This window comes from Streptomyces sp. B3I8, assembly GCF_030816915.1.
In the GTDB taxonomy this organism is placed as follows: Bacteria; Actinomycetota; Actinomycetes; order Streptomycetales; family Streptomycetaceae; genus Streptomyces.
Window position 1 is genome coordinate 622,107 of sequence record NZ_JAUSYN010000002.1, and the last position, 22,165, is coordinate 644,271.

The window sequence follows — 22,165 nt, forward strand, 5'->3', positions numbered from 1 at the left end:
GTGACGTTCAGGCGGCGGTGGGCGAGGCGGACGGCCGGTCGGTGCCGTCCTCCTCGGGGGCGCCGGGTTCGGCCATGCGCACGGTGAGGAGGGAGAAGTACTCGCCCTCCGTGCGCTGGCGGTGCATCTCGGCGGCGAGGGTCCGGGCGGCGGCCGGGTCGAGGTCGCCGGTCTCGTACTGGTGGACCTTGCCGCGGTTCAGTGCGGCCTCCAGCCAGGCGCCGTCGGCGAAGAACTCGCCGAGGTGGTCGCGGTTGAACAGCCAGATGCCGAGTGCCGCCACCTTGGCGTGCAGGGCGCTCAGTTCCTCGGCGATCCGGATCAGGGCGGGCGCGGTGGTCTTGGTCGACGTCGTCGCGGTGTCCGCCGGGTCCTGTCCCGCCGGGGTGCGGCGGGCGTCCTGGACCCGGGCGAGCAGCGCCTCCAGTTCCTCGCGCAGTCCCTCCCCGCGGGTGCGCAGGGCGGCCAGCCGGCCGGCGTCGAGGCCGCCGGAGGGTTCGAGCGCGGCGAGGCGGTCGAGGAGGTGGGGCAGGCTGGCGAAGGTGGCGTCCCGGCCGCGGCCGAACACGCTGACGCGGTGCGGCTCGAAGACGGGCAGTTCGGCCCGCAGGTCGTACAGCGGGCGCCAGTCCTCGTCGCGGTCTTTGCCGTACGCCTTGGCCAGGGCGGGCAGTTGGAGGGCGATGCTGTCCATGCAGACGGGCTCGCTGCCGTCGAAGACGGAGACGACGGCGCTGTCGCGGTACATCTTCTGGAACGTGCCCACGTGCTCGTGGGCGCGCATGAAGTAGCGGGCGCCCAGGGTGCGGGCGAGCGCCTTGGCGCTGAAGTCGACCAGGCGGGCGACCTGCACCTTGGCGAGGTTGCCCCAGATGCTGAACTGCTCGGTGTACAGGTGCAGTCCGCGCATCGCGACGAGGCTCTCGCACTCCGCCACCAGCAGGCTGAGGTAGGCGTTGGCGAGGGACTCGTTGACGTAGGGGATCTCGGCGGCGGGTCCGTCGTAGAGCACACGGTCGGAGAGGAAGTCGCCGACCGTGCGCAGCATGGTGTCGCCGGTGCCCAGGGACAGGCCGGTGCAGAAGGTGCGGGTGACGAGGAGGCCGCGCAGGGCGAGTTCGAGTCCCTCCCCCTCGGCGCCGAGCCGGGCGAAGCCGTCCACCCGGGTCTCGTCGAAGGCGACACCGCTGATGTCGCAGCCGCGCAGACCGTAGGTGGGGACGCGCGGGACGCCGGTCACCTCGCCGGAGAGCACGGTGGAGCGGTCGACGAGGAACATGGACTGCCGGCGCTTGGCCGGGGTCGTCCCGTCGCCGGTGGTGCCGAGCAGCACCACGTGGGTCGAGGTACGGCCCCGGTTGATCGGCCACTTCTCGCCGGACAGGACGTACTGGCCGCCGTCCGGGGTGGCGCGGAAGGTGTTGGCCGCGAGGTCGGCCCCGTGCTCGGGCTCGGAGTAGGCCAGGCACGGCACGACCCCGCCCTGGAGCACGCTGGCCGCGTGCTTGGCCTGCTGCTCGGGGGTGCCGCCGATCCAGGCGAGCATCATCCACACCTGGGTGCTCTCGCTGACGGCGACGTTCATGTCCCGCCGGGCGATGACACGGGTCAACATGAGGATGTCTTCGGCGGCGCGCAAGTTACCGCCGAGTTGCTCCGGGACGAAAAAGCGGTTGAATCCGAACCCGCGCAGCCGCTCGATTCCGGCGGCCGGCAGTTCATTGCGCTCGTCCAGTTCCAGAGCTGAGGAAAAATTGAGGGAGTTGGACTCCGTGCCGGGGTCGCCGAACCATTTCTCGAGCGACTCCGCCAATGCGATGGGGGTGACAGTGGGTGACTCGGACTCTAACTGGGTCATGACGCGTCGATTTCCGTTTCGCGCGAGAGGTACGGTCTTTGACGAGAGGGCAGGGCATACCGACCGGCCGGTCAACGGCGACGGATAGCCGAGAATGATGAAATGGCGCACGTCGAATTGCGGTCCGCACAGGGCGCGGCGCAAGGCGACGAGAAGATCGAGAGGCCGGGTGGGAGGCACCTACACCCGGGCTGACCAGCATGGATGGGCATGCGGGACCCTGGCGTCGAGACGATTCCCCCACGACGACCCGCGGTCGAATGATGTGCCGTCGGACTGTTCCCCGTGACCCGGGCCGGGCCACAACGGACTACGACGTGCTATTCCCCGTGAATTCCCTCGAAGCTACTCCCGCTGCCTCGTGTACGGACTCTCTGGCTGACAGATACGCGACTCGAATCGAGCCTACACAATGCACTCCCCTAAGCCACTGTGCGTGATGTTCCGGCCAACGGAGAGGGAGCGTAGCAGGGCAGCTATTCATAAAGCCTGTGATCCAGCTCACATTTTTGTTTACCGAGCCCCTTCCGTGGGGCAGTACCGCGCACCCCGGATAGGCGTCCGACCAAGCGCGGTGCAGGTGAACCACTCATTCCGCCGAACAACGGGCCGCAAGGCGGCCGGAAGATTTTGCCATTTCATGGGTGGACGGCCGCTCGGCCCGTAACGGGGGCGTGAACAGGCCGCTCGGGCCGGCACCGCCGGGCCCGGTGGAGCGTCGGCGTGCGCGCGCCGGGCCCGCGCGCGATCGCCCGCGCGGCACCCCGCACGCGGACGGGCCCGCCGGTACACCCGGTTGCGGCGTGCGTCCAGGTCACGCGGACCGGGCCCGCGCAAGGTCCTGGCCGGATGCGGACTGGATCTCCGGCCGGGAACGTTGCTATCTTGATGGTCGGAGTTTCGTATCATCGAGAGGAGCGGGTTCATGGCGCGCACCACCCACGCCGGACGGCCCGAGGCGCGGCAGTCCCCGCGAGCGGACTTCCTCATCGCCGAGCGCCCCGGGTACCTGCTGCACAAGGCGGGTCTGGTGCTGGTGGAGGACGCCGAGAAGGCGCTGGCCCGGGTCGGCATGCGCATCCGCTACTTCTTCGTGCTGGCCGCCCTGGCGGGTGGGCCCGAGCTGTCCCAGCAGGATCTGAGCCGGCTGCTCAACCTGGACCCGACCACCGTGGTGACGGTGATCGACGAGATGGAACGCAACAAGCACGTCGAGCGCCGCCGCAACCCCGCCGACCGCAGGCGCTACAACCTGATTCTCACCGACTCCGGCCGGGAGGCGCTCGCCACCGCCGACCGGGTGGCCTCCGAGGTGGAGACGGAGTTCTTCGGCGCACTGGAGGACGGCGAACGCGAGGCGCTGCGCGGCATGCTCGGCAGGCTGCTCGAGGGCCGCTGGCCGGCGTCCGTCTGCACCGACTGACGCGAGGCGTCCCCGGGTCCCCGGAGGACCCCAGAAGCCCTGAGAAGGGGTGTCCGGCTCGGCCGGGCACCCCTTCTCGCACGTCCGGGGCGAGTGTCCCCTCCCCCGACCCACCGGCGCCCCGCGCCTCGCCGTCCCTCTGCGTCATTGCCCAACCGGCCGCCGTCGCAAGGGAATTCATCATGAGTTCGGCCACGCAGAGTCGCGCCCGGACCCCCGCACCGGCCGGCCCCGCACGCCCGACCGGCTCGCGTTGACGCATCGCTTTCCAATCATCTAGATTCCCATCATCGACACCCCCTGCTGATTGGAAGGTTCCCCGCATGTCCGCAGAACGCGTCCCGTCCCCCACGAGGTGGTGGACGCTCGGGATCGTCGCGTTGGGCTCGTTCATGCTGATGCTCGACCTGAGCGTGGTCTCGATCGCGCTGCCGCAGATCCACGAGTCGCTGGGCAGCAGCTTCGCCGACCTGCAGTGGGTGTTCGACGCCTACGCCCTGACGCTGGCCATCTTCCTGGTCGCGGCGGGCTCGCTGGCCGACCGGATCGGCCGCAAGAAGCTCTTCCAGGTCGGCTTCGCCGTCTTCACCGCCGCCTCGCTGGCCTGTGGCCTGGCGGACGGCGCCAACGCGCTCAGCTGGTTCCGGGCGATCCAGGGCGTCGGCGCCGCCGTCATGTTCGCGGTCGGCCCGGCCATGCTCAGCCACGAGTTCCACGGCAAGGAGCGCGCGACCGCCTTCACCGCCTTCGGTGCGGCCATCGGCCTCGCCGTGGCCACCGGCCCGCTGATCGGCGGCTCGCTGATCAACTCCCTGTCCTGGCGCTGGATCTTCTACATCAACGTGCCGGTCGGCGTGATCGCCCTGGTCATCGGCGCCCTGCGGGTGCGCGAGTCGCGCAACCCGAACGCCCACCCGACCGACTGGGCCGGTCTGGGCACCTTCAGTGTCGCCCTCGCCGCCCTGGTCTACGCCACCATCCGCGGGCCGGTGGAGGGCTGGACGAGCGCCACCACCCTCGGCCTGTACGCGGCCAGCGCGGTGTTCCTGGCCCTGTTCGTGTTCATCGAGAAGCGCATGGGCGAGCGCGCCATGATCGACCTGGCGTTCTTCCGCAGCCCCACCTTCATCGGCATCTCCCTCGTCGCCATGATCGGCAACGCCGGCGCACTGCCGTCGGTGTTCTTCGAGACCAGCTACATCGAGAACATGCTGCACGTGGACGCGTGGGGCACGGGTCTGCGGTTCCTCCCGCTGACCGGCGCGATGTTCGTGGCCGGTGCCCTGGGCGGCGGCCTCATCGGCAAGGTGCCCTTCCGGGTGCTGCTGGGCGGCTCCACCCTGGTGATGGCCGTCGGCATCCTCTTCCTCAACATGACCGAGGCCGACTCCAAGTGGACGGTCCTCATCCCGGCCCTGGTCATCTCCGGCTTCGGCATGGGCGCCTTCAACCCGGCCCGCGCCGCCCTGGCCATCGGTGTCACGGAGCCCGCCAAGTCGGGTGTCGCCTCCGGTATCAACGAGACCTTCCAGCAGGTCGGCATCGCGGTCGGCATCGCCGCCGTGGGCGCCTACTTCCAGCACACGGTCACCGAGGACTTCACCGGCTCCGCGGTGGGCAAGCAGATGGGTGACGACGCCGCCCACGAGGCCGCGCACGGCATCAGCGCCGGCGGTCTCGACGCCGTCGCCCAGGCCGCGGGCCCGCTCCGCGACAAGGTGCTGGTGGCCGGCCAGGACGCGTTCATGAACGCCTTCCACGGCGCCATGACCTTCAGCGCGATCCTCGGCTTCGTCGCCGCGGTCATCGGCTTCACCATGCTGCGCACCAAGGACGTGCACGCCAGCGCGCTGTCCACGATCCCGCCGGACCTCGAGGAGAGCGCCGAGGACGGCGAGGCGCGCCCGGGCGCCGCGGACGCAGCCGTGGGTGCCTCCGCCTGAGGGGTGTGACACCTCTTCCCACGACACCGTCCCGGTGGTCACATCCCCCGCGCCACCGGGACGGCCTCCCGGCCGACACCCCCTGGATCCCCAGGGGGTGTCGGCATGTCCGCACCACGGCCGCCGTCGCGGGTGAGCACCATCGGCACGGGTGACCACCGCCGTCACAGGTGACCTTCGCCGTCACGGGGCAGATACTGCCGGTAGGAGCGGCCCAGGACGCAGGCCGGAGCGAGGCCTGCCGGTGCACCGGAGGTACCCATGAAGATGCTGATCAACGTCGCGGAAACGGTGGTCACGGACGCGCTGCGGGGGATGGCCGCCGCCCACCCCGAGCTGGCCGTGGACGTGGAGAACCGGGTGATCGTACGGCGGGACGCGCCGGTGGCGGGGAAGGTGGCCCTCGTCTCCGGCGGCGGCTCGGGGCACGAACCGCTGCACGGCGGCTTCGTCGGTCCGGGCATGCTGTCGGCGGCCTGCCCCGGCGAGGTGTTCACCTCCCCCGTCCCGGACCAGATGGTGCGGGCCGCGGCCGCCGTGGACAGCGGCGCCGGGGTGCTGTTCATCGTCAAGAACTACACCGGTGACGTCCTCAACTTCGACATGGCGGCCGAGCTCGCCGAGGACGAGGGCATCCGGGTCGCCAGGGTCCTCGTCAACGACGACGTCGCCGTCACCGACAGCCTCTACACCGCGGGGCGCCGGGGCACCGGCGCGACCCTGTTCGTGGAGAAGATCGCGGGCGCGGCCGCGGACGAGGGGCAGCCCCTGGAACGGGTCGAGGCGATCGCCCGGCAGGTCAACGACAACGCGCGCAGCTTCGGCGTGGCCCTCTCCGCCTGCACCACGCCCGCCAAGGGCAGCCCGACCTTCGACCTGCCCGCCGGTGAGCTGGAGCTGGGCATCGGCATCCACGGTGAGCCGGGGCGCGAGCGGCGCGGGATGATGACCTCGCGGGAGATCGCGGACTTCTCGGTCGACGCCGTGCTGGAGGACCTGGAGCCGCGCAACCCGGTCCTCGTGCTCGTCAACGGCATGGGCGCGACGCCGTTGCTGGAGCTGTACGGCTTCAACGCGGAGGTGCAGCGGGTGCTCACCGAGCGGGGAGTGGCCGTGGCCCGCACGCTGGTGGGCAACTACGTCACCTCCCTGGACATGTCCGGTGCGTCCGTCACCCTGTGCCAGATCGACGAGGAGCTGCTGCGGCTGTGGGACGCGCCGGTGAGCACTCCGGGGCTGCGCTGGGGCAGGTAGACGCCCCGGCCGATGCCCGAGGCCGCCCCCTCGGCCGTCCCGGGCCGCCCCACCCCGCCCCCGCAACGTCCGTACCACGCAAGGAGAACCTGTGCTCGACGCCGACTTCTTCCGCCGCTGGATGGCGGCGACCGCCGCGTCCGTCGACCGTGAGGCCGAGCGGCTCACGGCCCTCGACTCGCCGATCGGCGACGCCGACCACGGCAGCAATCTGCAGCGCGGGTTCCGCGCCGTGAAGGCCGTACTCGACGAGGAGGCGCCGAAGACCCCGGGGGCCGTGCTGACACGGGCCGGACGGCAGCTCATCTCCACCGTCGGCGGTGCGTCCGGGCCGCTGTACGGCACGCTGCTGCGCCGCACGGGCAAGGCGCTCGGGGACGCCGCCGAGGTCTCACCGGAGCAGCTCGCGGACGCGCTGCGCACCGGCGTGGACGCGGTGCGGCAGCTCGGCGGGGCGGCGCCGGGCGACAAGACCATGATCGACACGCTGGTGCCGGCGGTCGACGCCCTCTCCGAGTCGTTCGCCGCGGCCGGGGCCGCCGCGGAGGAGGGCGCCGTGGGCACGACGCCGATGCGGGCCCGCAAGGGCAGGGCCAGTTACCTGGGTGAGCGCAGCATCGGGCACCAGGACCCGGGCGCCACCTCGGCCGCCCTGCTGATCGCCGCACTGGAGGAGGCACGCGGTGAGTGAGGAGACCCGGGAACGGCTGGTCGGTGTCGTGCTGGTGTCGCACAGCGCGGAGGTGGCCGCGTCGGTGGCGGAGCTGGCCCGGGGTCTGGCGGGCGGTGCGACGGTGCCGCCCGTCGCGGCGGCGGGCGGCGCGCCGGACGGCGGGCTCGGCACCAGCGCGGAGCTGATCTCCGCGGCGGCGGCCTCGGTGGACCGGGGCGCGGGCGTCGCGGTCCTGGTGGACCTGGGCAGCGCGGTCCTCACGGTCAAGGCGCTGCTGGCGGAGGGCGACGAACTGCCGGAGGGGACCCGTCTGGTCGACGCCCCGTTCGTGGAGGGCGCGATCGCGGCGGTCGTGACGGCATCGACGGGAGCGGACGTGACCGCCGTCGAGGAAGCGGCGAAGGAGGCGTACGCCTACCGCAAGGAGTGACGGGCGGCCGCCGACCGGTACCGGCGGGGGCCCGGACCGGCACCGGTGTGGACCCCGGGCCCGCCCTGCCGGGGCCCCGAGCCTCGCCCCCGGCGGGCCGACGTCCGGTTCCGCCGGAGGCACCGGCCGGCACCCGTGGAAGCCCTGGACCCATATCGCCGGAGCCTCCGGCCCGGCCCCGGCGTGCCGCCCACCGGCACAGGGAGGGCGCCGGCCGACCCGGTGAGAACCCCGAGCCGCGTCGCCGGCGCCCCGGACCCCCGCTGGGCCTCCCCCCGGTACCGGCGAGGAGCACCGACCGACCCCGGTGAAGACCCCGGACCCGCACCGCCGGAACCACAGACCCGACCCCGTCGAGCCACCGACCGGCCGACTCCGGCCAGGACGCCGAGCACCACCGGCGAGAACCCCGGAACCGCGGGCCCCGACCCCCACCGGGCCGACGACCGACCGGTACCTGCGAGGACGCCGCCCGGCACCAGTCAGGCCCCGGGCCCGCGTGGCCGGGACCATGGACCGACCCCGGCGCGCCGCCGGCCGTTACCGCCGACGGCCTCCTCGCGCCGAGTCGCTCACCGTCGGTGGGGTGCGGAGGCCGCGGGGGCGGCCGCCGGTCTCGTTCCGTCGCCCGACCTCCAAAGGAACCGGCGGGCCAGTTCCTCCCCGCGTTCCGCCGTCGCCTCGCGGTCGTCGAGGGGGGTCACGACGGAGTCGGGGAAGACGACGTACGTCACTTCGCCGTCCGTGCCGCCGCCGCGCGGGTCGGGGCGGATACCGAGCCCCTTCGCCGTGGCGTACGAGGCCTCGCCGATGATGTCGCGCGGCCCCGTGTCGCCGACGACCGCGTACTGCACCCGGTCGCCGTGGATGACCGCGGCGACCGAACCGCCGCGGACCCCGTCCGCCCGGTGGTTCCAGATGCGGCTCGGCCCGGGGACCACGATGTAGGGCACCCTCTCGGCGTCGAGACGGTGCCCGTCCGCCCCTTCGAAGGCGGTGGAGCCGGTGAACCGGGGGTCGGTCCGCCGGTTGCAGTGGCGCCCGGCGCGACCGTCGCAGTCGATGTCCATGTCCGCCTTCCAGAAGACCGCGCCGTGCCGGCCGCAGACGGGGATGTCGGCGCGGGCGCCGGCGTCGCTGCGGTAGCGGCCGTGGGAGACCGGGGTGCAGTGCCGTGTCCGGGCGAGCAGGTCGGCGGCGGCGACCCGATCCCCGTGTCCCCCGCGGTCCCCGCGTACGCCGGGATCCTCGCGCGCCCCGCGCCGCCCGAGGACGGGCCGTTCCCGGCCGCGGTCGCGGTCGCGGAAGGCGGGCCCGGACCGGGGCGGGAGCGCGCCGCCGCGCGACGCGACGGCGTCGCCCGGACCGACGGCGGTCTCCGCCGCCGCGGGCAACCGGGGGCGGACGTCCGTGACCGGCCCGGCCGGGGCGAGGAGGGCGGCACTGGCCGCCACCAGCGACAACGAGGTGGTGTAACGCACGGCTACGGACCCTCTCACGGCGGTCGGCGCCGAGCACGCACCACGCGGCGGGCGGGGCGGTCCGGGGCGCCGTCCGCGCGGCGGGCGGGGGCGGTCCGGCCGGGGCCGGTCACGGCCGGGGGCCGGGCCGGACCCGGCGGCGGCCCCCGGCCGTCCGCGGTGGCGCGGGCTCAACGACGACAGCGGTCCGCGCCGCGGACGCGAACTGCCGCCGTCGACGGCGGAGTTCGCGCCCCGTGGACGTATCAAGCATACGAAGCTCCGCGCGTCCGGCGCACACGCCCCGTCCGCCGCACGCGGCCGCGCGCACGGCCGGTGTCCGGCCGGGGGCCGGTCCCGCGCCGGTCCCGCGCGGGACGTGCACCGGCGGTGCGCCGGACGACGGAAAGGTTCACCTGGCCGGGGGCCGTCCGGATGCGGGCCGCCCGCGGACGGTCTGAGATCGCTTCGAGGCGGCGCGAACGTTCCCCGATCCCGGCGGCGCAAGGGTGTGCCGCCGGCCGTGCCGCTGGAGGGAAGTCCCATGCGTGTACTTCAGATATCGGTCCGCAGCGGCCTCGTCGCGGTCACCGCCGCGCTGCCGCTGGCTCTTTCCTCGCCCGCCTCTGCCGCGGGCATCTCGGTGAGCACCGCGGGGTCCACGGTGTCGGTGGCCACCACCGCCTGCAAGCAGATGGGCGGCAGCTTCGGCAACGCCTCGCTGCTCTCCCCCGGGCAGTCGCGCTTCGCCCAGGGGCGGCAGGTGGCGCTGTCGCAGGCGAACGGGACGCAGTCCGCGGCCTGGTCGAACGTGGGCCGCGGCACGTTCACGGTGGTCGTGGTGTGCGCCGACGGCTCGACCGCGGGCACCCAGCCGATCCTCGTCTCGCCGTCCGCCACCAGCAGGCCCCCCGCCGCTCCGGCCACCCCGGCGGCCCCGGCGCCCGCGGTGTCCCCCTCGCTGGGCGTCATGGGCGGGGCCGGCGGATCGGTCCACGACTACGGCACCCTCACGCTGGTGGCCGGCGGCGTCCTCGCCACGACCGGGGCGGGCGTCGCCGCCTGGTACCTGCGCCGCCGCACCCGCCGCCCGCACCACCTCTGACCCGGCGCCGCCTGCCTATGTCCGCTCGCCCTCCGGCGCCGGCAGCCGGCCGAATTCCTCCAGGGCGTGGGTGAGCCATCCCGCCCAGAAGGTCTCCAGGTCGATGCCGGCCCGCAGGATCAGATGCCGCAGCCGGTCCTGGGCGGTGTCCCGGTCGGCGCCGAAGTCCCGCTCCTCGATCTCCCGGTACTCGGCCAACTGCCTCTCGTGCAGGGCGAGATGGCGGCGCAGATCGTCCTCGATCCCGGCGGTTCCGACGACGGCCGCGGCACGCAGCCGCAGCAGCAGCGTGTCGCGCAGCGGCTTGGGATCCTGGGCCTTCGCGGTCCAGCGGGCCAGTTCGGCACGGCCCGCGGGCAGCACCTCGTACGCCTTCTTCTGCCCGCGGGCCGGCTGCTCGGCCGGGAGCGCCCGGATGTGTCCCTGGCTCTCCAGTTTCCCCAGTTCGCGATAGATCTGCTGGTGGGTCGCCGACCAGAAGTAGCCGATCGACATGTCGAACCGGCGGGTCAGCTCCAGCCCGGACGAGGGCCTCTCGAGCAGGGCGGTCAGGATCGCGTGCGGGAGTGACATGACGTCATCCTAGGAAGGACCTCGCCGCGGCTACAGGGCCGCCGCCAGCTCGGTGCCCTGCGCGATGGCGCGCTTGGCGTCCAGTTCGGTGGCCAGGTCGGCGCCGCCGATGAGGTGTGCCGTGCGCCCGGCGGCGGTGAGGGCGTCGTAGAGGTCGCGGCGGGGTTCCTGCCCGGTGCACAGGACGATCGTGTCGACCTCCAGGACGCGGTCGGCGCCGTCGACGCTCAGGTGCAGTCCGGCGTCGTCGATGCGCCGGTAGGTGACGCCCGGGACCATGGTGACGCCGCGGTGCCTGAGTTCGGTGCGGTGGATCCAGCCGGTGGTCTTCCCCAGGCCGGCGCCGACCTTGGTGGTCCTGCGCTGGAGCAGGTGCACCGTGCGCGGCGGCGCGGGCCGCCGGGGAGCGGTGAGGCCGCCGGGCGTGCGGTACTCCGTGTCGACGCCCCAGTGGCGGAAGTACGTCTCCGGGTCCGTGCCCGCGCCCTCGCCGCCGTCGGTGAGGTACTCGGCGACGTCGAAACCGATGCCGCCGGCGCCGAGGACGGCGACCCGCTCGCCGACGGGGGCGCCGTCGCGCAGCACGTCGAGGTAGCCGAGGACGCTCGGGTGGTCGACGCCCGGCAGGTCGGGCACACGGGGGGTGACACCGGTGGCGACGACGACCTCGTCGTACTCCATGAGGTCGCCGACGTCGGCCCGGGTGTTCAGCCGGACCTGCACGCCGCGCAGTCGGAGCTGGGTGCGGAAGTAGCGCAGGGTCTCGTCGAACTCCTGCTTGCCGGGGACCTTGCGGGCGACGTTGAGCTGGCCGCCGATCTCCCCGGCGGCGTCGTACAGCACGACCTCGTGACCGCGTTCGGCGGCGGCGACCGCGCAGGCCAGACCGGCGGGCCCGGCGCCCACCACGGCGATCCGCCTGCGCCGCCGGGTCGGGGTGAGCACCAGCTCGGTCTCGTGGCAGGCGCGGGGGTTGACCAGGCAGGAGGTGATCCTCCCGCTGAAGGTGTGGTCGAGGCAGGCCTGGTTGCAGCCGATGCAGGTGTTGATGGTGTCGGGGGCACCGGCGGCGGCCTTGGCGACGAAGTCGGCGTCGGCGAGGAACGGCCGGGCCATCGACACCATGTCCGCGCGGCCCTCGGCGAGCACCCGCTCGGCCAGCTCGGGGGTGTTGATGCGGTTGGTGGTGACGAGCGGCACCGACACCTGGCCCATGAGCCGCTCGGTGACCCAGGTGAACGCGCCGCGCGGCACGGAGCCGGCGATGGTGGGGATGCGCGCCTCGTGCCAGCCGATGCCGGTGTTCAGGAGCGTGGCCCCGGCCGCCTCGACCGCCTTGGCGAGGGTGACGACCTCCTCCGGGGAGGAGCCGCCGGGCACGAGGTCGAGCATGGAGAGCCGGTAGACGAGGATGAAGTCCTCGCCGACCGCCTCGCGCACCCGCCGGACTGTCTCCACGGGGAAGCGCATCCGGTTCTCGTACGGGCCGCCCCAGCGGTCGGTGCGGTGGTTGGTGCGGGCGGCGACGAACTCGTTGACGAGGTAGCCCTCGGAGCCCATGATCTCCACGCCGTCGTAGCCGGCCCGGCGGGCGAGCGTGGCGGCGCGGACGTAGTCCTCGATCGTCTCCTCCACCTCCGCGTCGGTGAGCTCGCGGGGCGCGAAGGGGCTGATCGGGGCCTGCAGCGGGCTGGGGGCCACCAGGTCCGGGTGGTAGGCGTACCGGCCGAAGTGCAGCAGCTGCAGCGCGATGCGGCCGCCCTCGCGGTGCACGGCGTCGGTGATCACCCGGTGCTGGTCGGCCTCCGCCTCCGTGGTCAGCTTGGCGCCGCCCTCATGGGGGCGGCCCGCCTCGTTGGGTGCTATGCCACCGGTGACGATGAGGCCGACGCCGCCCCGGGCCCGGGCCGCGTAGAACTCCGCCATGCGCGCGAAGCCGCCCTCCGCCTCCTCCAGGCCGATGTGCATGGAGCCCATCAGCACGCGGTTGGGCAGGGTGACGAAGCCCAGGTCGAGGGGGCTCAGCAGATGCGGGTAACGGCTCAGGCTCATCGGGACCCTCCGGACACACGGGTGGACGGATCCGTTGTAGACGACGCGCCACGTCTTGTGCAACTAGTTGCACAAGACGTGGCGCAGAACTCACCGGCGGACGCCGATCACCACCGTCGTCCCGAACTCCTCCCACCGCGCGAGCCGGGCCCCGAGCCCGGCGCCGGTGAAGGCGGCCACGGCCGCCGCCGCCTGCCGCTCGCTGGTCTCGACGAACAGGGCGCCGCCGGGGGCCAGCCAGTGGGGCGCCCCGGCGGCGACCCGGCGCAGCAGGTCGAGACCGTCCGCGCCGCCGTCCAGGGCGACCAGCGGCTCGTGCTCACGGGCCTCGGCCGGCAGCAGGCGCACCTCGTCGGTGGGCACGTACGGCACATTGGCGGTGAGGACGTCGATCCGTCCGCGCAGGGCGGGCGGGAGGGCCGCGTACAGGTCGCCCTCGTGCACGTGGCCGCCGTACGGGGCGACGTTGCGGCGGGCGCAGCGCACGGCCGCAGGGTCGATGTCGGCGGCGTGCAGGCGCGGCGCGGCCGACGACGCGGCGAGGGCCGCGCCGACCGCGCCCGAACCGCAGCACAGGTCCACGACGAGACCCTGGTCGGGGAGGAGGGCGAGGGCCTGGTCGACGAGGAACTCGGTGCGCCGCCGGGGGACGAACACGCCGGGCTCGACAGTGATGCGCAGACCGTGGAACTCGGCCCGGCCGACGACGAGTTCCAACGGCTCACCGACGACCCGCCGGTCGACCATCGCGGCGACCTCGGCCGGCGTACGGGCCGCGGCGAGGATCAGCTCCGCCTCGTCCTCGGCGAACACGCAGCCGGCGGCACGCAGCGCGACGACGACGGAAGCGAGCACGGCGGACGACGGGCGCGCAGGAGGTACGGGGGGCGTAGGGGACGCAGGGGGCACGGAAGAAGGCATGACGGCCGATGGGCCTTTCGGGGTGAGAGCCGAAGGCGCTCTCCCGACCGGCGGCTAGCGGACCGCGCCGCGCGGGGACGAGAGCACCCGACCTGACACTGCGGTAATGGGTCCCACCTCCTCGCCCCGGTCCGGCGGGGGCCGTCCTCGCCGGAGCGGTCACCCTAGCAGCCGGCCCCCCCTTCCGCGGCACCGTAGGCTGGTTGCGGCAGGCGACCGAAGGAGGCCCCGTGAGCGCGGCCGACCGTTCCGCCGAGACGATCCAGCGCGAGATGACGGCGTTCGCCCGCCGGGCCAGGGCGTCGGCGGGGCGGATGCACCCGGAGCTGTCCCTGGTGTCGTACACGCTGCTGGGGCATCTCGAGGACAGCGGGGGGTGCCGTGCGACGGATCTCGCCGCGCACTACGCGCTCGACAAGTCGACGGTGAGCCGGCAGGTGACGGCGCTGGAGCGGGCCGGGCTGATCGAGCGGCGGCAGGCCCCGGAGGACCACCGGGTGCAGGTACTGCGCCTGACGGAGGAGGGCACGCGGATCCTCGCCCGGGTCACGGAGCGACGGCGCCGGGCGATCCGGGAACGCCTGGCCGACTGGCCCGAGGAGGACCTCGACCGGTTCGCGCAGTACCTGGTCCGGTACAACGACGGGCTGCCCCCGCGGCCGGGCGGGCACTGAGGGGCCCTCCGCGCGAGCGGACCGGTGCGCGCGACCGGTCCGTACCGGCCGACCGTGCCGACCGGTTCGTGCCAGCGGGTGCGCCGAACGCCCGTACGGGCGGAGAATTGGCTGTGCGGACCGTTCGCGGACGCCGTCGCCCAGGCGCGGGGCCTCCGACCGGGGCGAACCGGAGCGGCGAGGAGGTCACGATGCGAACCCGGGTGCCCGGCCGACGCACGCGCCGCAATCCGCTGCGCCGCCGCTCCGACGTCTTCGACACGTGGGCGGCCCTGGTCTTCGCCGTTCTGTTGTGCGTCGGCGCGCCCCTGGCCGGCGTGGTGACCGGCCTGCGTGCGTACGACGACGCGCGGGCGCAAGCCACCGCCCAGCGCGCCGCCCGTCACGAGGTCTCCGCCGTGCTGCTGGAGGACGCGCCCGCCGCCGTGTCCTCCACGGAGGGCGGCACGCAGCCGCTCTACCGCGTGCGGGTGCGGTGGACCGTCCCCGACTCGGGCGCGCGGCGGACCGGCCGTGCCCTGGTCCCGGCCGGCACCCGCCAGGGCGACCGGGCCGAGGTCTGGCTGGACCGGCAGGGGCGCGGTGTCGAGGCGCCGGTGACCGGCACGATGGTCTGGCAGCACACGCTGACCACCGGCATCTGGGCCATGGGCGGAGCCACCGCCGTGGTCCTGCTGGGCAGGGTCACCGTGCGCCGCGCGAGCGAACGGCACCACATGGCGGAGTGGGAACGCGAGTGGGAGCGCACGGAACCCGAGTGGCGCAACCGCACGCCGTGAACGGGCGTCCGGGGCCCCGCCGGGGCGGTGCGCGCGTCGCTCGACGCCCGCCCGCCCCGGACCGGACCCGGGTGAGCAGCCGTCCCGCACCGCCGAACCCGCCCCCACCCCACCGCCCGGGCCGCACGTACGGTGTGCTCACCCGCAACCGGCCGCCCGGGCCGGCGCCCGACGCCGTGAAGGCGGTCCTCGATGGCCCTGTTCGACCTTCCCCTCGACGAGCTGCGCGACTACCGCAGCGACTCCGTCGCACCCGAGGACTTCGACGCGTTCTGGGCGAAGACCCTCCAGGAGGCCCGCGCACACGACCTGGACGCCCGCTTCGAGCCGGTCGAGACGGGTCTGAAGACCGTCCGCGTGCACGACGTCACCTTCGCCGGCTTCGGCGGCCACCCGGTCAAGGGCTGGCTGACGGTGCCGGCCCGGGCCGACGGCCCGCTGCCGACCGTCGTGGAGTTCATCGGCTACGGCGGCGGGCGCGGCCTGCCCCACACCCACCTGCTGTGGGCCTCGGCCGGCTTCGCCCACTTCGTGATGGACACGCGCGGCCAGGGCAGCGGGTGGGGCGGTGGCGGTGACACCCCGGACCCGGTGGGCTTCGGACCCGCCTTCCCCGGCTTCATGACACGCGGCATCGAGGACCCGGAGACGTACTACTACCGCCGGCTGTTCACCGACGCGGTCCGCGCCGTGGAGGCGGCCCGCGCCCACCCGCTCACCGACCCGGCCCGCACCGCCGCCGTCGGCATCAGCCAGGGCGGCGGTGTCACGCTCGCGGTGGGCGGCCTCGTGCCCGACCTCGCCGCCGTCGCCCCGGACGTCCCGTTCCTGTGCGACTTCCCCCGCGCGACGACCCTCACGGACCGCGACCCGTACCGGGAGATCGGCAACTACCTGAGGACCCGCCGCGGCCGCACCGAGCAGACGCTGCGCACCCTGTCGTACTTCGACGGCGTGCACTTCGCCGCCCGCGGCACCGCCCCGGCTCTTTTCTCCACGGCCCTGGAGGACCAGACCTGCCCGCCGTCCACGGTGTTCGCCGCGTTCAACGTGTGGGCGGGCGAGGACAAGGCGATAGAGGTGTACGACTTCAACGACCACGAGGGCGGCGGCCCTTACCAGCAGGCGGCCCAGCTCGCCTGGCTCCCCACCCGCCTCTGAGCCACCGGCGCCCGCCCGCCTCCGAGCCCCTCCCGGAGCCCTCCCGTCGCCGTCCGCGCGCGTGCCGTCAGGCGGCGGCCCGCGTCGCGACGACCAGCCGGCCGCGCGGGCTGCCGTCGGGCCGCCGCCCGAACTCCGGCAGGGCGCGCAGCCCGACCTCGAATCCGGCGCCCTCCAGTGCGCGCAGCACGTCGCCGAGACGGAACGTCCGGTAGTACATGACGAACGGCGGCCGCCACAGCGCGTTGCGCACCCGCATCGCCGTGTCGAAGCCGAGCAGGGCCCAGTACCAGGGCGACGTGAGGGGCGGCGGGGCGCCGATCGGGAAGGCGAACCGCCCGCCCGGCCGCAGTACCGCGTGGACCTGGGCGAACAGCGCCGGCAGTTCCCGGGGCAGGAAGTGCCCGAACGCCCCGAAGCTGACGACCAGGTCGAAGTCCGGCCCGAAGGGCAGCGCCCGGGCGTCCCCACGCACCCAGTCGACACCCGGTCCGACGGCCCCGGCTCCGGTCCCGGCGCCCCGGTCCAGCTCCCGCCGCCGGGCCTGCGCGAGCATCCCCGCGCTGATGTCGACGCCGGTGACACCGGCCCCGCACACCGCGCGCAGCACGTCCGTCCCCGCCCCGGTGCCGCAGCACAGGTCGAGGCCGCGCTCGAAGGGGCCCAGTCCGGTGAGGGCGCGGGTCACCGAGTCGAGGACGGCGTCGGAGGTGCGGAACGGCGTGTGGTCGAACTTGGGCGCGAGGAGGTCGTAGCCGTGCTCGACGGACGACAGCGCCTGGACGGCCAGTTCATGGAGGCCGGGGCCCTGGGGAGAGAACATCACCGCACAGCCTATGCGCGGCCGTGCCGCCCGTGCGCCCGGCCGCGACGGTCGTCGTTCCTCGACCAAATCCGAGTGGGACCGCTCAGTCCCTGAGCGCCTCCAGCGTGGACTCGGTGTCCGTCTTCAGCCAGTCGGTGACCTCGTCGAGTTCGGGCGGGTCCTTGTCCTCGTCGTAGGAGGTGAGGTAACTGCTGTACGTCATCGTCCACGTCATCCAGCCGTCCCGCACGGCGAGGGTGGCGTAACGGGAGCCGCTCGTGGTGTCGCCGGTGGTGTCCTGGCTGACCAGGTACGCCTCGTCACCGATGCCGTCGACGGTGTCCACGTCGTAACCGTCGTGGAGGTCCCCGTACTTCTTCCAGACGGCCCGGAACTCCGGCCCCGGATCGGTCCGCTTGTGCAGGTCCAACTGGAGGGTGAGGTAGGCGTCCGCGTAGCTCGACGTGGTCTTCTTCAGGTTCAGGCTGCAGTAACTCTGGTCGAGCGCGGTGTCCTTCAGGGAGTTGTGGGTCGGGGAGCCGCTGTCGTCCGGGTACTCGTCGTCGAAGGACGAGTGGTCGGCCTTGCCGCACAGGTTGGCCGCGGCGGTGTAGCCGCGCAGATCGGCGTCGTCCTTCCCGGCGTCGAGGGCGAGGAACGCGACGGCCCAGGCCGCGGAGGCGACCACGGCCCCGACGGCCGCCCACAGCACCGCCCGTCCGGCCCCGCCGCTGCCGCCGGGAGGCGGCGCCGAAGTCGCGGCGTACGGTCCGGGCGAGGCGTAGGGGGCCGCCGCCCGGCGGCGGGTACGAGTAGGCGCTCGGGGGCGCCGGCGGCGGCGGCTCCGGCGGCTCGGGGGGCTCGGGGGGCTGCGAAGGCTTCGGCGGCGTGGACATGATGTGACGATAATGCTCGATGAGTGGTCAAGTCCCCCTCCGTGCCGCACCGTTGTGGTTTGCGGTGATCCGCGAGGAGGCCCGAGAGCGGGTTTCGGCCACCTGGCCCCGGGCCGGGCGGACCGGGAGGTCCGAGCGCAACCGGAAGCCCGACCGGACGCCTCGGCCCGGGGTCGACGGCCATTGACGTCCGCGGGTCAAGTGCTACAGTGCGAAGAGCACCTGTGTCACGCCCCGTCCGGGGCGCCGGTGCCGCTGTCACTCTCTTTTCCCGCCGCCCCGCCCGTCGTACGACCGGCCGGTGGCTTCTCACCCGGTATTCCGCCGACACCGCGGTTCCCTGTAGCGGAACACGGCCGGGATGCCGTTCTCGCCGCTCCGTGGAGACGTGCCCACCGGCCCTCCCCCCGCGGCCCTCTCCCCTACCGCGTGCTGTCGCGTTCCGTCCCGAAAGGCCCCTCCATGACGACCACCACCTCCACCCTCGGACGATCCGCCGCGGCACGGCGGACCCCCGACCGCACCACGAGCGGCCCCGCCGCCGCTCGCACCCCGGACCGTGCGGGCCCCGACCGCACCTCCGCGCGCACCGCCGCCGGTCTCCTCGACGTCGACCGGCACGGCAAGGGGCACCTGCGCACCGGCGACTTCCTGCCCACGCCCGCCGACGCCGAGGTCCCGGCCGCGCTGGTCCGCCGGTACGGGCTGCGCACCGGCGACCATGTCGAGGGCGTGCTCGGCGACCGGCATGCCCTGACCGACGTCGCCCGGGTCGGCGGCCGCACCCCCGGCGAGGCCCGGCACCGGCCGCACTTCCACGACCTCACCCCGCTGCACCCCCGGGACCGACTGCGCCTGGAACACCCGGCGAGCGGGGTCTCCGGACGCCTGATCGACCTGCTCGCGCCGGTCGGCAAGGGGCAGCGCGGGCTGATCGTCGCCCCGCCCAAGACCGGCAAGACCGTACTGCTGCAGCAGATCGCCGCGGCCGTGGCGGGCAACCATCCGGAGAGTCACCTCATGGTGCTGCTGCTCGACGAGCGGCCCGAGGAGGTGACCGACATGCGGCGCTCGGTGCGGGGCGAGGTGTACGCCTCCACGTTCGACCGGGCGCCCAAGGACCACATCGCGCTCGCCGAACTCGTCGTGGAGCGCGCCAAACGGCTCGTCGAACAGGGCCGTGACGTGGTGATCCTGCTCGACTCGCTGACCCGGCTGTGCCGCGCCCACAACAACGCGGCGGGCTCCGGCGGCCGCACGCTCAGCGGCGGCGTCGACGCGGCGGCGCTGCTCGGCCCGAAGCGGTTCTTCGGGGCCGCGCGGCTCGCCGAGGAGGGCGGTTCGCTCACCATCCTGGCCACCGCCCTGGTGGAGACCGGCTCGCGGGCCGACGACTACTTCTTCGAGGAGCTCAAGAGCACCGGCAACATGGAACTGCGGCTCGACCGCACCCTGGCCGGCCGGCGTGTCTTCCCCGCCGTGGATCTCGCGGGCTCGGGCACCCGGCGCGAGGAACTCCTGCTGCCGCCCAGCGAGTTGACCACCGTACGCGGACTGCGGCGAGCCCTCGTGTCCCGCGACGGGCAGGGCCAGGGACCCGGCGGCTACGAGACGCTGCTGCAGCGGCTGCGCGGCACTCCGGACAACGCCACGTTCCTGCACCAGGTCCAGCCGACGCTGCGACAGGGGTGAGCGCGGCGCCGCGCGGCGGCTGCGTCAACCGGGTGCCGGATCCGCCCGTTCGGACCGGTCCGACCGGCGCGGGCGGACTCCCTTCCCGACCGTAGCCGGTATGACCATCGGCTTCTCACACCGCATTGCCGTCTGTGGCGCCACTCTCTGCGCGGTCGGCGCGCTGGCCCTCGCGCCGAGCCCGTCCGCCGCCGACGCGGCCCCTCCCGCACCGGCGTCCGAGGCGTCCTTGATGTCGCCGACGGCACCGGCTCCGGCACCGGACCCGGCGGCCGACGGAGCGGACACGCGGGTGCGGCCGGGGGCGGGGGCGCCCGCGGTCCCGGAGGTCTCCGCACTCTCCTGGCTGGTGGCCGACGCCGACACCGGGGACGTGCTCGCCGCGCACGACCCGCACCGCCCGCTGCCGCCCGCCAGCACCCTGAAGGCACTGTTCGCGCTCACCGTGCTCCCCGCCCTGCCCGGCGACGCCCGGCACACCGTCGACGAGAGCGAACTGCGCGACATCGGCCCCGGCAGCAGCCTCGTCGGTGTCGCCGAGGGACTCACCTACACCGTGGCCGACCTGTGGCGCGGGGTGTTCCTCAGCTCCGGCAACGACGCGGTGCACGTGCTGGCCGCGATGAACGGCGGCCTGGCGGCCACCACCCGCCGGATGCAGGCCACGGCACGGGAACTCGGTGCCCGGGACACCCATGTGGTCTCGCCCGACGGCTACGACCGGCCCGGGCAGGTGTCCTCGGCGTACGACCTCGCCGTGTTCGGCCGCGCCGGACTGCACGACGCGGACTTCGCACGGTACTGCGCCACGCCCGAGGCCTACTTCCCCGGGTACGGGCAGCCGTACGGCATCCAGAACACCAACCGCCTGCTGACCGGAACCGACGGGGTGGCCCCGTACCCGGGCCTGATCGGCGTCAAGAACGGCTACACCAGCGGTGCCGGCAACACGCTGATCGCCGCGGCGCGCCGGGGCGGCCGCACGCTGGTCGTGACGGTCCTCCACCCGCAGGCGGGAGGCGGCTTCCAGGTGTACGAGGAGGCGCGCGCGCTGCTCGACTGGGGGTTCGCGGCGGAGGGCCATGTGACGGCGGTGGGCTCCCTGGAGCCCCGCCACCCTACGAAGACACCCCCGGCGCCGGCCTCCGCCCCCGCGAGGGCCCGCCCCGGCCCGCCGGCCCGGGCCCACGCCTCGGCCGGCCCGCACTGGCCGACGGGCGTGGCGGTGGTGTGCGGGGCGGCGCTGTCGGCGGCGACGGTGCTCACCCTCGTGCTGCGCGCCGCGTCCCGTCGCCGCAGGGGGGTGACTCCCGGGGCCCGGCGCGTTCGGTGACCGGCGGACGAGCGTGCCGCGGGCCACCCGACGCCGCCGTACGATCTACCCGGCGCTCGGAGCCGGCAGCGGCGGCACCGCCGAGACGGCGCCCACCGGGCGGCCGCCGCCCAGCAGCACCGCCCCCGAGAACGGCTTCAGGACGTCCCCCTCCACCCCCGCCCACTCCAGCGCGGCGGCGGTCACCGGCACCCTCGCCCGCTCGGCCCCGTCGGACACCTTCACCGCCACCGCGCGTCCGTCCGGCAGCGCGGCCACCTGTACTCCTTCGAAGCCGTCCTTGGACAGCAGCCCCGGCACCGCCCGCATCAGGGCCGCCACGTCGCGGGTGCTCCCGGACGCCATCTCCGGGTGCTCCCGCATCGCGTCCGCCACGCGTGCCTCCGGCGTTCCGGCCGGCGCGGTGGTGAGCCGGGCCGCCGCCCGTGCGAGTCCCCGCAGGGAGACGGCGAACAGCGGGGCGCCGCAGCCGTCGACGCTGACCCGGGCGATCCGCTGTCCGGTCAGCTCCTCGGCCGTCGCGGCAACCGCCCGCTGCAACGGGTGCCCGGGATCGAGGTAGTCCTCCAGCGACCAACCGTTCACCCGGCACGTGTACAGCATCGCCGCGTGCTTGCCGGAACAGTTCTGGGCGAGCCGCGACGGTGCCCGTCCCGCCCGGATCCACTCGTCCCGCTCCCCCGTGCCGTACGGCAGGTCGGGCACGTTGCGCAGGTCGTGCTCGGTGAGCCCGGCCCGCTCCAGGAGGCGGCGCACGCCGTCGAGGTGCCGCTCCTGGCCCGAGTGGCTCGCCGCGGCCAGCGACAGCGGCTCCCCGTCGAGCGGCAGTCCGGCCCGCACCATCGCGACCGCCTGGACGGGCTTGAGCGCGGAGCGCGGATAGAACGCGGCCTCGGTGTCGCCGACGTCCAGCAGCGTCTCGCCGCCCGTCCCGAGGACGACGACCGACCCGTAGTGGACCCCCTCGACGAGTCCGCCGCGCACCACGTGGGCGACGGGGGCGTGGCGCGGCTCCCGGATCACGGGGGCGTCGGCCACTCCGGCGCGGGGGGCCGGGGTCACGGCCCCGACCCCGGTTCCGGGCTCGGGGTGCCGGTGCCGGTCCGGGGTGACGGTTCCGGGCTCGGGGTGCT

19 protein-coding genes are annotated in these 22,165 nt (G+C 74.1%); 11 read left to right on the forward strand and 8 right to left on the reverse strand.

Features of this window, described 5'->3' with window-relative positions; all coding sequences use genetic code 11:
• Nucleotides 1-7: 7 nt before the first annotated feature.
• Entirely contained in the window at nucleotides 8-1,858 is a 1,851-nt protein-coding gene (locus tag QFZ64_RS04990) for an acyl-CoA dehydrogenase family protein (RefSeq protein WP_307062724.1), read from the reverse strand.
• 925 nt (nucleotides 1,859-2,783) lie between these two features.
• Here QFZ64_RS04990 and QFZ64_RS04995 point away from each other — a divergent pair.
• From QFZ64_RS04995 to QFZ64_RS05015, 5 genes are all read left to right on the forward strand, one after another.
• On the forward strand, nucleotides 2,784-3,281 hold the full coding sequence (locus QFZ64_RS04995) for a MarR family winged helix-turn-helix transcriptional regulator (protein ID WP_307062726.1): 498 nt from the start codon (nucleotides 2,784-2,786) through the stop codon (nucleotides 3,279-3,281).
• 323 nt (nucleotides 3,282-3,604) lie between these two features.
• A complete protein-coding gene (locus tag QFZ64_RS05000) occupies nucleotides 3,605-5,224 on the forward strand; it encodes an MFS transporter (RefSeq protein WP_307062728.1) in 1,620 nt (539 codons plus the stop codon).
• Between the two features lie 261 nt (nucleotides 5,225-5,485).
• Nucleotides 5,486-6,478: a dihydroxyacetone kinase subunit DhaK gene (dhaK, locus tag QFZ64_RS05005; RefSeq protein WP_307062730.1), complete on the forward strand. Its 993-nt coding sequence runs from the start codon at nucleotides 5,486-5,488 to the stop codon at nucleotides 6,476-6,478.
• A gap of 91 nt (nucleotides 6,479-6,569) precedes the next feature.
• Nucleotides 6,570-7,169: a dihydroxyacetone kinase subunit DhaL gene (gene dhaL / locus QFZ64_RS05010; RefSeq protein ID WP_307062733.1), complete on the forward strand. Its 600-nt coding sequence runs from the start codon at nucleotides 6,570-6,572 to the stop codon at nucleotides 7,167-7,169.
• Nucleotides 7,162-7,581, forward strand: a complete 420-nt coding sequence (locus tag QFZ64_RS05015; RefSeq protein ID WP_307062735.1) for a PTS-dependent dihydroxyacetone kinase phosphotransferase subunit DhaM — start codon at nucleotides 7,162-7,164, stop codon at nucleotides 7,579-7,581. Before dhaL ends, QFZ64_RS05015 begins: the two co-directional genes overlap by 8 nt.
• A gap of 572 nt (nucleotides 7,582-8,153) precedes the next feature.
• Here QFZ64_RS05015 and QFZ64_RS05020 read toward each other — a convergent pair.
• The gene (locus tag QFZ64_RS05020; RefSeq protein ID WP_307062738.1) at nucleotides 8,154-9,062 is read right to left on the reverse strand and encodes a glycoside hydrolase family 75 protein; all 909 of its coding nucleotides are present in this window, start codon (nucleotides 9,060-9,062) and stop codon (nucleotides 8,154-8,156) included.
• Nucleotides 9,063-9,585: 523 nt separating this feature from the next.
• Here QFZ64_RS05020 and QFZ64_RS05025 point away from each other — a divergent pair.
• Nucleotides 9,586-10,146, forward strand: a complete 561-nt coding sequence (locus QFZ64_RS05025) for a hypothetical protein (RefSeq protein ID WP_307062740.1) — start codon at nucleotides 9,586-9,588, stop codon at nucleotides 10,144-10,146.
• 15 nt (nucleotides 10,147-10,161) lie between these two features.
• Here QFZ64_RS05025 and QFZ64_RS05030 read toward each other — a convergent pair whose 3' ends face one another.
• The 3 genes from QFZ64_RS05030 to QFZ64_RS05040 form a co-directional block, all read right to left on the reverse strand.
• Nucleotides 10,162-10,719, reverse strand: a complete 558-nt coding sequence (locus QFZ64_RS05030; RefSeq protein ID WP_307062743.1) for a PadR family transcriptional regulator — start codon at nucleotides 10,717-10,719, stop codon at nucleotides 10,162-10,164.
• Between the two features lie 30 nt (nucleotides 10,720-10,749).
• Nucleotides 10,750-12,765 (reverse strand): FAD-dependent oxidoreductase, encoded by a 2,016-nt coding sequence (locus QFZ64_RS05035; RefSeq protein WP_307071577.1) that lies wholly within the window; start codon nucleotides 12,763-12,765, stop codon nucleotides 10,750-10,752.
• A gap of 96 nt (nucleotides 12,766-12,861) precedes the next feature.
• The gene (locus tag QFZ64_RS05040) at nucleotides 12,862-13,680 is read right to left on the reverse strand and encodes a putative protein N(5)-glutamine methyltransferase (RefSeq protein ID WP_373430551.1); all 819 of its coding nucleotides are present in this window, start codon (nucleotides 13,678-13,680) and stop codon (nucleotides 12,862-12,864) included.
• 284 nt (nucleotides 13,681-13,964) lie between these two features.
• Here QFZ64_RS05040 and QFZ64_RS05045 point away from each other — a divergent pair, with 284 nt between their 5' ends.
• The 3 genes from QFZ64_RS05045 (at nucleotide 13,965) to QFZ64_RS05055 (ending at nucleotide 16,306) form a co-directional block, all read left to right on the forward strand.
• On the forward strand, nucleotides 13,965-14,366 hold the full coding sequence (locus tag QFZ64_RS05045) for a MarR family winged helix-turn-helix transcriptional regulator (protein ID WP_373430723.1): 402 nt from the start codon (nucleotides 13,965-13,967) through the stop codon (nucleotides 14,364-14,366).
• 191 nt (nucleotides 14,367-14,557) lie between these two features.
• The gene (locus QFZ64_RS05050) at nucleotides 14,558-15,145 is read left to right on the forward strand and encodes a hypothetical protein (RefSeq protein WP_307062749.1); all 588 of its coding nucleotides are present in this window, start codon (nucleotides 14,558-14,560) and stop codon (nucleotides 15,143-15,145) included.
• 192 nt (nucleotides 15,146-15,337) lie between these two features.
• Nucleotides 15,338-16,306, forward strand: coding sequence for an acetylxylan esterase (locus QFZ64_RS05055; protein WP_307062751.1), 969 nt, complete (start codon nucleotides 15,338-15,340; stop codon nucleotides 16,304-16,306).
• A 67-nt stretch (nucleotides 16,307-16,373) separates the two neighbouring features.
• Here QFZ64_RS05055 and QFZ64_RS05060 read toward each other — a convergent pair whose 3' ends face one another.
• Nucleotides 16,374-17,129, reverse strand: coding sequence for a class I SAM-dependent methyltransferase (locus QFZ64_RS05060; protein WP_307062753.1), 756 nt, complete (start codon nucleotides 17,127-17,129; stop codon nucleotides 16,374-16,376).
• An 85-nt stretch (nucleotides 17,130-17,214) separates the two neighbouring features.
• The gene (locus QFZ64_RS05065) at nucleotides 17,215-17,823 is read right to left on the reverse strand and encodes a hypothetical protein (RefSeq protein WP_307062755.1); all 609 of its coding nucleotides are present in this window, start codon (nucleotides 17,821-17,823) and stop codon (nucleotides 17,215-17,217) included.
• Between the two features lie 646 nt (nucleotides 17,824-18,469).
• On the opposite strand from QFZ64_RS05065, the gene rho reads away from it, so the two are divergent.
• Both rho and QFZ64_RS05075 read left to right on the forward strand, forming a co-directional pair.
• The gene (gene rho / locus QFZ64_RS05070; RefSeq protein WP_307062756.1) at nucleotides 18,470-19,699 is read left to right on the forward strand and encodes a transcription termination factor Rho; all 1,230 of its coding nucleotides are present in this window, start codon (nucleotides 18,470-18,472) and stop codon (nucleotides 19,697-19,699) included.
• Between the two features lie 100 nt (nucleotides 19,700-19,799).
• Nucleotides 19,800-21,032, forward strand: coding sequence for a D-alanyl-D-alanine carboxypeptidase family protein (locus QFZ64_RS05075; protein WP_307062758.1), 1,233 nt, complete (start codon nucleotides 19,800-19,802; stop codon nucleotides 21,030-21,032).
• Nucleotides 21,033-21,077: 45 nt separating this feature from the next.
• Here the strand turns inward: QFZ64_RS05075 and QFZ64_RS05080 are convergent, their stop codons facing one another.
• Nucleotides 21,078-22,094: an asparaginase gene (locus QFZ64_RS05080; RefSeq protein ID WP_307071578.1), complete on the reverse strand. Its 1,017-nt coding sequence runs from the start codon at nucleotides 22,092-22,094 to the stop codon at nucleotides 21,078-21,080.
• Nucleotides 22,095-22,165 lie beyond the last annotated feature (71 nt).